Raw genomic sequence first — 9,926 nt, forward strand, 5'->3', positions numbered from 1 at the left:
CTCTAACACTTTGAATCTCCGCATCGTACTTTCCGAAAATCGATTCCGATTTTCGGGTTTGATGCGGTAGAGCAAGGCCCAATCCGGAGCGCACGCCATGGCTGACCCCACCTACGACAGCAACAATATCTTCGCGAAAATCCTGCGCGGTGAAATACCGTCGCATCGCGTCTATGAAGATGACGCGATCGTTGCCTTCATGGATGTAATGCCGCAAGGGCCGGGTCATACGCTGGTTGTGCCGAAGGCGCAGTCGCGCAACCTGCTTGACGCGGACCCGGCAGTATTCGGCCCGCTCTTCGCCGTCGTGCAGAAGGTGGCGTTGGCGGTGAAGAAGGCCTTCGGCGCCGATGGTGTCACCATCCTGCAGTTCAACGAGCCTGCTTCGGGTCAGACCGTCTACCACCTCCATGTCCATGTCATTCCGCGCTTCCAGGGAATCCCTTTGAAGCCGCATAGCGGGCAGATGGAGAAACCGGAAGTGTTGACTGAGAACGCTGACAAGATACGAACAGAGCTGGGAAGCTGAAGCCGGGCGTCGCGCACAACGCCTCCAGCATCCACTACCTCTTTATCCAATAAAAAAGCCCCGTTTCCGGGGCTTTTTTAGTTTTCAGGCCATCACCCTTTGCGGGGCAGTTGCGGCACCAAGCTGCGCTTGCCGCCATCTTTGCCCTTGGGCTCCGCCTTCTGCGCGATCGCCTTTTTCGCGACGGGCTTCTTGCTGGCAGCCTTCTTGAGTTTCGGCGTGTCGTCCGGTTCTTCCTTCTTCGGCTTGACCGGCGCCTCGTCGGCGAGCGACTCGAGCTTCAGGCCGGTCTCGCCGGTCTCCTTCTTCTCGACGGTGACACGCACCGTGCCGCCCTTCTTGAGCTTACCGAACAGCACCTCGTCGGCCAGCGGCTTCTTGATGTGCTCCTGGATGACGCGGCCGAGCGGCCGTGCTCCCATGCGCTCGTCGTAGCCCTTCTCGGCCAGCCAGGCGATCGCTTCCTGCGACAGGTCGAAGGTGACGCCACGCTCGGAGAGCTGGGCCTCGAGCTGCATGACGAACTTCTGCACCACCTGGTGGATGACCGGAACCGGCAGCGAGCCGAACGGGATGATCGCATCGAGACGGTTGCGGAATTCCGGCGTGAACAGCCGGTTGATCGCCTCGACATCGTCGCCTTCGCGTTTGGTCGAGCCGAACCCGATCGCCGCGCGTTGCGCATCCGAGGCGCCCGCATTGGTGGTCATGATCAGGATGACGTTGCGGAAGTCGATCTGCTTGCCGTTGTGGTCGGTCAGCTTGCCGTGGTCCATGACCTGCAGCAGGATGTTGAACAGGTCCGGATGCGCCTTCTCGACCTCGTCCAGCAACAGCACGCAATGCGGATGCTGGTCGACGCCGTCGGTCAACAGGCCACCCTGGTCGAAGCCGACATAGCCGGGAGGCGCGCCGATCAGCCGCGAGACGGTGTGGCGTTCCATATATTCCGACATGTCGAAGCGGATCAGCTCGACACCGAGCGAGGCGGCGAGTTGCTTTGCCACTTCGGTCTTGCCGACGCCGGTCGGTCCCGAGAACAGGTAGGAGCCGATCGGCTTCTCCGGTTCGCGCAGGCCGGCCCGCGCCAGTTTGATCGCCGAGGTCAATGCCGTGATCGCGGTGTCCTGACCGTAGACGACACGTTTCAACTCAACGTCGAGACCGGCCAGCACCTTCTCGTCGTCGGCGGAAACCGTCTTCGGCGGAATGCGGGCGATGGTGGCGATCGTCGCTTCGATCTCTTTGATGCCGATAGTCTTCTTTCGCTTGGCCTCCGGCACCAGCATCTGCGAGGCGCCGGTCTCGTCGATCACGTCGATTGCCTTGTCCGGCAGCTTGCGGTCGTTGATGTAGCGCGCCGACAGTTCGACCGAAGCCTTGATCGCCTCGGCCGTGTAGCGAACCTTGTGGAACTCCTCGAAATACGGCTTCAGTCCCTTCATGATTTCGATGGCGTCCTCGATGGTCGGCTCGTTGACGTCGATCTTCTGGAAGCGCCGCACCAAAGCGCGGTCCTTCTCGAAAAACTGGCGGAACTCCTTGTAGGTGGTCGAGCCGATGCAGCGGATCGTTCCGGACGACAGCGCCGGCTTCAACAGGTTCGACGCATCCATGGCGCCGCCCGACGTCGCCCCTGCCCCGATCACGGTGTGGATCTCGTCGATGAACAGAACCGCGCCCGGATAGTCCTCAAGTTCCTTGACGACCTGCTTCAGCCGCTCCTCGAAATCGCCGCGATAGCGGGTGCCGGCCAGCAATGTTCCCATGTCGAGCGCAAAGATGGTGGCGTTGTGCAGCACTTCCGGCACGTCACCCTCGACGATGCGCTTGGCAAGGCCCTCGGCGATCGCCGTCTTGCCGACGCCGGGGTCGCCGACATAGAGCGGATTGTTCTTGGAGCGGCGGCACAGCACCTGGATGGTGCGGTTGATCTCGGACCCGCGGCCGATCAGCGGATCGATTTTGCCGGCCTTGGCCTTGTTGTTCAGATTGATGCAATAGGCGGTGAGCGCGTCCTGCTGCTGCTTTTTCTTGCCGCCGTCCTCTTGCGGCTCGGCGCCGCTCTGGCCGCCCTGCTCGTCGTCGGCGCCGCGCGGCGACCGCGTCTCGGATGCGCCGGGACGCTTGGCGATGCCATGCGAAATGTAGTTGACCGCGTCGTAGCGGGTCATCTGCTGTTCCTGCAGGAAATAGGCGGCATGGCTCTCACGCTCGGCGAAGATCGCAACGAGCACGTTGGCGCCGGAGACTTCCTCGCGGCCGGACGACTGCACATGGATCACCGCGCGCTGGATGACGCGCTGGAAACCGGCCGTCGGCTTGGAATCCTCGTCGTAGCCGGTGACGAGATTGTCGAGCTCGGTGTCGATATAGGTGAGAACCGTGTGCTTCAACTCGTCGAGATCGACGTTGCAGGCGCGCATGACCGCGGCCGCCTCGGTGTCGTCGATGAGAGCGAGCAGCAAATGTTCAAGGGTTGCGTATTCGTGGTGCCGCTCATTGGCGAGCGTCAGCGCCTGGTGAAGCGCCTTTTCCAGGCCTTGGGAGAAAGCCGGCATGTTACCTCACTTCTTCTCCATCACGCATTGCAGCGGATGCTGATTCTGTCGGGCGAAATCCATGACCTGAGACACTTTGGTCTCGGCCACCTCGAATGTATAGACCCCGCACTCGCCCACTCCATGATTGTGAACATGTAGCATGATGCGTGTGGCGGCTTCACGGTCCTTCTGGAAAAAACGCTCCAGTACGTGAACCACGAATTCCATGGGCGTATAGTCGTCGTTGAGAATGAGGACCCGATAAAGGCTAGGCTTCTTGGTCTTGGTTTTGGTGCGCGTGATGACAGCCGTGCCGCGACCGGCCTCATTGCCGTCGTTGCCGTTTTGCATCCGCACCACATCTCTCATGGCAGTCAAACCAATCGTCACGTAGCCCTGCCTTTTCGAATCCCCATATGAGTTCGACATGTAGGTCTTCGATGAACGATTTTAAGCCCTTCTGTTTAGCTGACAATATGGCTAGGTGGCCAAACTTGGCCGATTTTCGAAATCGTGAAGGCGGCAGAGCCCCCTGATTTCAAGTTGCCATGAAAAAACCCGGCCGCGCGTTCGCGACCGGGTCTGTCTTGCAGGCCCGAGGGCCATCTTCACATTATAGCGAGATTACTTCGCTTTTGCGACGATTGATTCGAACGGCTTATAGGCTTCTTTGGCGAGTTCGGCATAGAGATCGCCTATCTTGGTCGCTTCGGCGACGAAGGCTTCGTACGACTGCTTGGCAAAATCGGACTGGATCTCGATCGCCTTCTCCAGCGACTTGGCCGACAACAGTTTCTCGGCTGCTGCGCTCCCGGCCTCGAAGCTTTTCTTGGTGTACTCGCCCGCCTCGGTGGCGATGGCCTGCGCACCCTTGGAAAGGGATGCGAAGCTCTTCAAGCCGGTGTCGGCAAACTCCTTGCCGTACTTGCTGAAATCTTCATAGGTCTGGGTCATTTCACGCTCCCTTGACAGTTGCCGTTGAACGGTGGACGCGCCCTGTCCGGGGGCCGCGTTGTGCAATGCAAGTTATATATTGTGCACTGCACAAAAAGTCAATGTTTCGCCGAGCGCGGTTCCGGGCGACCGGCCCGGCGTGCAGGCCCAGCCACCGGCAATCGCTAAAATTCAAATAAAGAGAAGCTCAAGCTCGAAGAAAATGGTGAACACGATGGTTACCATAAACGGATTGGTAACGCTGACCGCGATAGCTTGGCTCGAAGTGAGGCAGGACCTTTGCCGCCTCCAGCAACAAAAAATTCAAAGGAACTATCGGTGCGTCAGGCGTTGTCGGGCATTCTCTCCAAATCCGCGTCCTCTTTGAAAACGATCATGATCCTCGCTTTGGCGATGACATTCGTCGTTGCCGACGCTGCTTCATCCATGGCAGCGAGGTCGGCGGCCATCGTCATCGATGCCAAAACCGGCAAGGTGCTATATTCTTCGAATGCCGATGGTCGGCGCTATCCGGCCTCGCTCACCAAGATGATGACGCTTTACCTGGCCTTCGAGGCCATGGCGAACGGCAAGATCAGCAAGAACTCCCGGGTCGTCTTTTCGGCCAATGCTGCTGCTGAACCGCCGACGAAACTCGGCGTCAGACGGGGCGGCGCGATCACGGTCGAGACCGCGATCCTGTCGATGGTGACCAAGTCGGCAAACGACTCGGCGACGGCGCTCGGCGAGCTTCTCGGCGGCAATGAAGCCAATTTCGCCCATATGATGACAGCCAAGGCGCGGGCGCTGGGCATGAAGGGGACCGTTTTCCGCAACGCCCACGGCTTGCCAAACCCCGGTCAGTTCACGACCGCGCGCGACATGGCGGTGCTCGGCATCGCGCTACGGGAGCATTTTCCCCAATATTACGGCTATTTCTCGCAGCGTTCCTTTCTCTACGGCCGGAGGCGCATCAACGGCCATAACCGCCTGCTTGGGCGCATCAAGGGCGTCGACGGCATCAAGACCGGTTACACCCGCGCCTCCGGCTACAATCTCGTTTCCTCGGTCGACGACGGCGATCGCCGCATCGTGGCGGTGGTGATAGGCGGGAAATCCGGCGGCAGCCGCGACAACCAGATGGCCGCATTGATCAGAACCTACATGCCGAAGGCGTCGTCGCGCGGCAGCGGCATGCTGGTCGCCAAGGCCGGCGGCGGCAACCCGATCAGCGCCCTGGCAAAAGTGTTCCTGCCCAAGCGCGACGCGCCGACGCCGGACAGCCGGCCGGACGACGATGCCCCGGACGATGATGCCATTGCCTCGCTAGTTGAGGAAACCGACCCCGCCGTTGAAGAAGCCACCCCCGTCGTCCAGACCAGGCCCGTCTCTCAGACCAAGAAGGTCGACACAGTGGCCGCGGCCACGGCGGACGATGTCGCGACGGCAAGGGTCGCAGCAGCCTACGCCGAACCGGCGGCGGTCGATCCCGTCAACACGGCATCGGTCCCGTCCGGCTGGGCAGTCCAGGTCGCCTCTTCGCCAAAACAATCCGAAGCCCAGGCTCTCCTGGACGAGACGAGCAAGCAGGCGCCTTCGATCCTCGCCGATGCCACAGGTTTCACCGTCGCCTTCGAAAAGGACGGCGTCACCTATTACCGCGCCCGGTTCGGCTTTGGTTCGAAGACTGCTGCCTGGAAAGCCTGCAACGCCCTGAAGAAAAAGAAAATCGAGTGCTACGCCGTCCAGCAGTAGACGGCGTCGAAAACATCTCCCGGAAAAATTCTGCGTCGAAGGAGACTAGTTGTGATTGGAGAGCAAGACGTCCTTGGCTTCATTGATCCGCGCCGCCAGAAAAGACGTGCCGCCGATATCGGGGTGCAGGCGCTGCATCAGGCGGCGGTGCGCCTTGCGGACATCCGCCGCGGCGGCCCCCGCTTCAAGACCAAGGATCTTGTAGGCCTCCTCCTTAGTCATGGCGCCCGAACCTGGCGAAACACCCAGCCCTTCGCCACCATTCGCCTCAGCGTCTTTGCGCCAGATGGGAAATCTGCCGTCAAGATACGTCTCTAGCAACTGGCGGCTCTCCGGGTCGCCGGGGAGTTCGCGATAAAGTTGCTGCAACTCCGAAAGGCTCATCGTGCCAAGCATCTTGCCTTCATGGCGGCCGGCGAGCACGAGCCCCTCCAGATTGCCGGTATCGTGATCAAGCTCCATTTCGAGTGCCGCGGTGCGCACCGTCGAATGCTTGCCCGGCTCCAGTTTCGCCGTCGGCCGCTTCATCCGCATGGAGCCATACCAGGCGAGCGCCGTCGACAGGATCAAGCCGCCGATACCTTCGCGTCCGACCAGAAGCACGGCGACGCCGATCAGCGCCAGCAGGACGGGCCCAAGTGTCCTCATCCCGCTTGCGAGTCTCGCGGGGTCGGCGCGGAGAAAGATCGTGGCCACGCCGAGCAGCACCAAAAGCAACGCCACGAATGCGATAATCGCGCCCATTATTTTCTGCTGCTCCGCAGATGCTCGATCATCAGCCGGTCTTCCGGCCTGCCCCTGGCCTCCAGCGCCTTCAGCCCGCCGGTTGCAAACACGGCGACCGCCGAAAGCAGGCTGGCCAAGGTTGCGGCGGCCCGCCGATCAAATCGGAACCAAGCACCTTTGGTCAGCCGCGCAATCTCCTTAAATGCCTTTTCTGCGCCGGCATCATGGCCCTCCTGAAAGACGAAGACAGGAACGCCGTGCAGGCCGAGGCTGCCGGCCTTTTCGGCCAGATCGTCTATGTTTTCTTCCATCGCGTCGCCGATATAGACCAGCGCATTCACCCTGGCCGCCGCCGTCTGTTTCAGCGCATGGGCGAGAACCTTGCCGATCTGGGTTTGGCCGCTGCGGCATTCGATCCGCGTCATCAGCTGCTTCAGCGCGTCCGTATCGGTGACGAATCCAGATGAGCGGCACTCGCCAAGACCACGAAAATAAACCAATTGAACCTTCAGCGCTCCGGCCTTGCCGACGGCGTCGAACATCTCGCCCTGCAGCGCACAGGCAAGGTCCCAGGTCGGCTGGCGGCTCATCGTCGCGTCGAGCGAGAGTATCAGCCTGCCTGAACCGGTCGCGGACGCAGCGAGCGTCCTTGCCTGACGGATAAAGGCGTCGATCTCGCCAGTGCTTGATTGGGACTCGACCGGCGCAGGATTGGCCTTTGCGGGCACGGGCTGCTTCTTGTCGCTCATGACATTCAAGATGTGGCGTTGTCGCACAGCTTGCAAGCCCAGCATGAGGCGATCTGGAGGGCCAGCGATCACGGCAGCTTTGAATTTGGAGGACCTTCCTAGAGAAGGCCGAGATCGGCAAGCTCGCGCCTGAGTTTCGGCGGCATCTCGACCAATCCCGCTTTACCCTTGCCGAGATCGGCCGGTGCGTCCGACGGTTTCAGGTAGCGCCAGCCTTGAAAGGCGCGGCGCGGCTGCCACTCGGTGCGCACCACCGCGGGATCGAGCATCAGATGACAGCGGCCGATGCCCTCGTCATCGGTGAAAGGACGGATTTCCGTGATCAACTGGCGGCATTGCACATTGCCCTTGATCACCCAGTAGAGCGAACCGCCATCGGTGACCTCGGCGCCGCGCGTCGGCATCATGCGGGTGGTGTGGTATTGCTCGACCGGTTCACCGGCGCGCCGCCGTTCGTCGAGGCGGAAGGCAATCCACTCTTCGAGATCTTCAACGCTGTCGCAGCCGACGCAGAGCTTTATGAGATTAAGAGACATGAATTAAGGTTTAGTCCGGCGTGCGAAGGCGTCAACGGCCTGGTCGACTTTCTCCACAGTGCCAGTCTTCGCAGTGCTGTTCTCCACAGTGCCAATCCCCAGTGCAAAGTTTGGCTCAGCATTCCACGATATTGACGGCCAGTCCGCCGAGGCTGGTTTCCTTGTATTTCTCGTTCATGTCGAGGCCGGTCTGGCGCATTGTCTCGATCGCGGCATCGAGCGGCACGAAGTGAACGCCGTCGCCCTTGATGGCCAGCGAAGCAGCAGTCACCGCCTTGACGGCGCCGAGTGCGTTACGCTCGATGCAAGGCACCTGCACCAGCCCGCCGACCGGATCGCAGGTCATGCCGAGATGATGTTCAAGCGCGATCTCGGCGGCGTTCTCGACCTGCTCGGGCGTGCCGCCCATCACGGCGCACAGCCCCGCTGCCGCCATCGCCGAGGCCGAACCGACCTCGCCCTGACAGCCGACTTCGGCGCCCGAGATCGAAGCGTTGGTCTTGATGATGCCGCCGATCGCTGCCGCGGTCAGCAGGAAATCGCGGATGCTCGGCTGGTCGGCCTCGGGATGGAAATGCAGCCAGTAGCGCAGCACCGCGGGCAGCGTGCCTGCAGCACCGTTGGTCGGCGCGGTGACGACGCGCCCGCCGGCGGCGTTCTCCTCATTCACCGCCATGGCATAGATCGACAGCCAGTCGTTGGCGAGCAGCGGATTGGGCCGGTTCTGCCGCCACTGCTCCTGCAGCTTGTCATGCAATTGCCGCGCGCGTCGGCGCACCTTCAGCCCGCCCGGCATGATGCCGTCCTGCGACAGGCCACGCTCGATGCAGCTCTTCATGGCGCTCCAGATGCCGTCGAGGCCGGCGTCGAGTTCCTCGCGCGGCATCTGCGTCTCTTCGTTGACGCGCTTCATGTCGGCGATGGAAAGGCCGCTTTTCGCCGCCATCGACAGCATCTCGACGGCGTTCTTGAAGGGGTATGGAACCTTCTTGCCTTCCGTCTTCACCGAGCCCTTCACCTTCATCCGCTGCAGCTCCTCCTCGGAAACCACGAAGCCGCCGCCGATGGAATAATAGATGCGTTTGAGCAGCAGGCGGTCGTCAGCATCATAGGCGAAAAAAGCCATGCCGTTGGCGTGGCCGGAAAGCGGCGTCTTGCGATCCAGTACCAGATCCGTCGCCGGGTCGAAGCGATAGGAGGGATGGCCGGGCGGCGAAATCCGCTTGTGGGCGGCGATACGGTCGACGATGTTGTCCGCCTGATCGGGGTCCACCGTCTGCGGCGTCTGGCCGGCAAGCCCGAGCACGACGGCGCGATCGGAACCATGGCCGATGCCGGTATAGGCAAGCGAGCCGTGCAGGCTGGCGGCGATGCGGTCGACCTTGGCGCCGGCCGGGCGTGGCCAGTCATCTCCCGCGACCTCGTCGAGAAAACGCCGCGCAGCTGTCATCGGTCCCATCGTGTGCGAACTCGATGGTCCAATGCCGATCTTGAACAGGTCGAAAACCGAAAGGAACACGCGCCGCTGTCTCCTATTGGAATTTACATATAGGAATTCCTGTGATGTTTCCGCTCTTTCGAAGATCGCGGCGCTGCACCTGCCGACCTTGTTTGCTCCGGCAGCGACATCGTTGCGTTCCGCCATCGAAGCGGCGCCACCGCTTGTGGTAAAAGGGTCGCATGGGCGATTCCTTTCATTTGTCGACGGCCGACCTCGTGGCGCTGGCCTTCTTCCTTTTCGTATGGGTGCTGCATACGCTCGCATCCGACGGGAAGCTGGTCAGCCGCATGTCGCTGACGACAGCGATGAACGTCCAGCGCGAAGCCTGGATGCGGACCATGGCCGAACGCGAGATCCGCATCGTCGACACCGCCATTATGGCAGGTCTTCAACAGGGAACCGCCTTCTTCGCCTCCAGTTCGCTGATTGCGATCGGCGGCTGTTTTGCCTTGGTCGGCGCCTCCGATCAGGTTGTTTCGATGCTGAGCGATCTGCCGCTCGGCGCGACATCATCCCGCTCCGCCTTTCAGATGAAGGTGTTCGGATTGGTGCTGATCCTTGCCTATTCCTTTTTCAAGTTCGGCTGGGCCTACCGGCTGTTCAACTACTGCTCGATTCTGATCGGAGCTGTGCCGATTCCGCATGGCGAGGCCT

The 9,926-nt window shown here is 61.2% G+C and carries 10 protein-coding genes; 3 read left to right on the forward strand and 7 right to left on the reverse strand.

The features are described from left to right. The first annotated feature begins 97 nt into the window (after positions 1-97). Positions 98-529, forward strand: coding sequence for an HIT family protein (locus EOA85_RS17970; RefSeq protein WP_029352791.1), 432 nt, complete (start codon positions 98-100; stop codon positions 527-529). 92 nt (positions 530-621) lie between these two features. On the opposite strand, the gene clpA is transcribed toward EOA85_RS17970, so the two are convergent. The 3 genes from clpA to EOA85_RS17985 all read right to left on the reverse strand — a co-directional run bounded on the left by clpA (position 622) and on the right by EOA85_RS17985 (position 4,026). Further along, on the reverse strand, positions 622-3,090 hold the full coding sequence (gene clpA, locus EOA85_RS17975) for an ATP-dependent Clp protease ATP-binding subunit ClpA (RefSeq protein ID WP_029352793.1): 2,469 nt from the start codon (positions 3,088-3,090) through the stop codon (positions 622-624). A 6-nt stretch (positions 3,091-3,096) separates the two neighbouring features. Further along, entirely contained in the window at positions 3,097-3,423 is a 327-nt protein-coding gene (clpS, locus tag EOA85_RS17980; protein ID WP_029352795.1) for an ATP-dependent Clp protease adapter ClpS, read from the reverse strand. Between the two features lie 273 nt (positions 3,424-3,696). Beyond that, positions 3,697-4,026 (reverse strand): phasin family protein, encoded by a 330-nt coding sequence (locus tag EOA85_RS17985; RefSeq protein WP_029352797.1) that lies wholly within the window; start codon positions 4,024-4,026, stop codon positions 3,697-3,699. Positions 4,027-4,344: 318 nt separating this feature from the next. Between EOA85_RS17985 and EOA85_RS17990 the strand changes: the two genes are divergently transcribed. Then, positions 4,345-5,760, forward strand: coding sequence for a D-alanyl-D-alanine carboxypeptidase (locus tag EOA85_RS17990; protein ID WP_127210619.1), 1,416 nt, complete (start codon positions 4,345-4,347; stop codon positions 5,758-5,760). 45 nt (positions 5,761-5,805) lie between these two features. On the opposite strand, the gene EOA85_RS17995 is transcribed toward EOA85_RS17990, so the two are convergent. From EOA85_RS17995 to EOA85_RS18010, 4 genes are all read right to left on the reverse strand, one after another. Then, positions 5,806-6,504 (reverse strand): DnaJ domain-containing protein, encoded by a 699-nt coding sequence (locus tag EOA85_RS17995; RefSeq protein ID WP_029352799.1) that lies wholly within the window; start codon positions 6,502-6,504, stop codon positions 5,806-5,808. Continuing rightward, positions 6,504-7,235 (reverse strand): VWA domain-containing protein, encoded by a 732-nt coding sequence (locus tag EOA85_RS18000; RefSeq protein ID WP_164759726.1) that lies wholly within the window; start codon positions 7,233-7,235, stop codon positions 6,504-6,506. Before EOA85_RS18000 ends, EOA85_RS17995 begins: the two co-directional genes overlap by 1 nt. A gap of 98 nt (positions 7,236-7,333) precedes the next feature. Beyond that, the gene (locus EOA85_RS18005; RefSeq protein ID WP_127210621.1) at positions 7,334-7,771 is read right to left on the reverse strand and encodes a DUF1489 family protein; all 438 of its coding nucleotides are present in this window, start codon (positions 7,769-7,771) and stop codon (positions 7,334-7,336) included. Positions 7,772-7,886: 115 nt separating this feature from the next. Further along, positions 7,887-9,290: an L-serine ammonia-lyase gene (locus EOA85_RS18010; protein ID WP_127210622.1), complete on the reverse strand. Its 1,404-nt coding sequence runs from the start codon at positions 9,288-9,290 to the stop codon at positions 7,887-7,889. A 161-nt stretch (positions 9,291-9,451) separates the two neighbouring features. On the opposite strand from EOA85_RS18010, the gene EOA85_RS18015 reads away from it, so the two are divergent. Beyond that, on the forward strand, positions 9,452-9,926 hold a 475-nt coding region (locus EOA85_RS18015; protein WP_127210623.1), incomplete at its 3' end, for a DUF599 family protein.

It is taken from the genome of Mesorhizobium sp. M5C.F.Ca.IN.020.29.1.1 (genome assembly GCF_003997375.1).
GTDB lineage: Bacteria > Pseudomonadota > Alphaproteobacteria > Rhizobiales > Rhizobiaceae > Mesorhizobium > Mesorhizobium wenxiniae.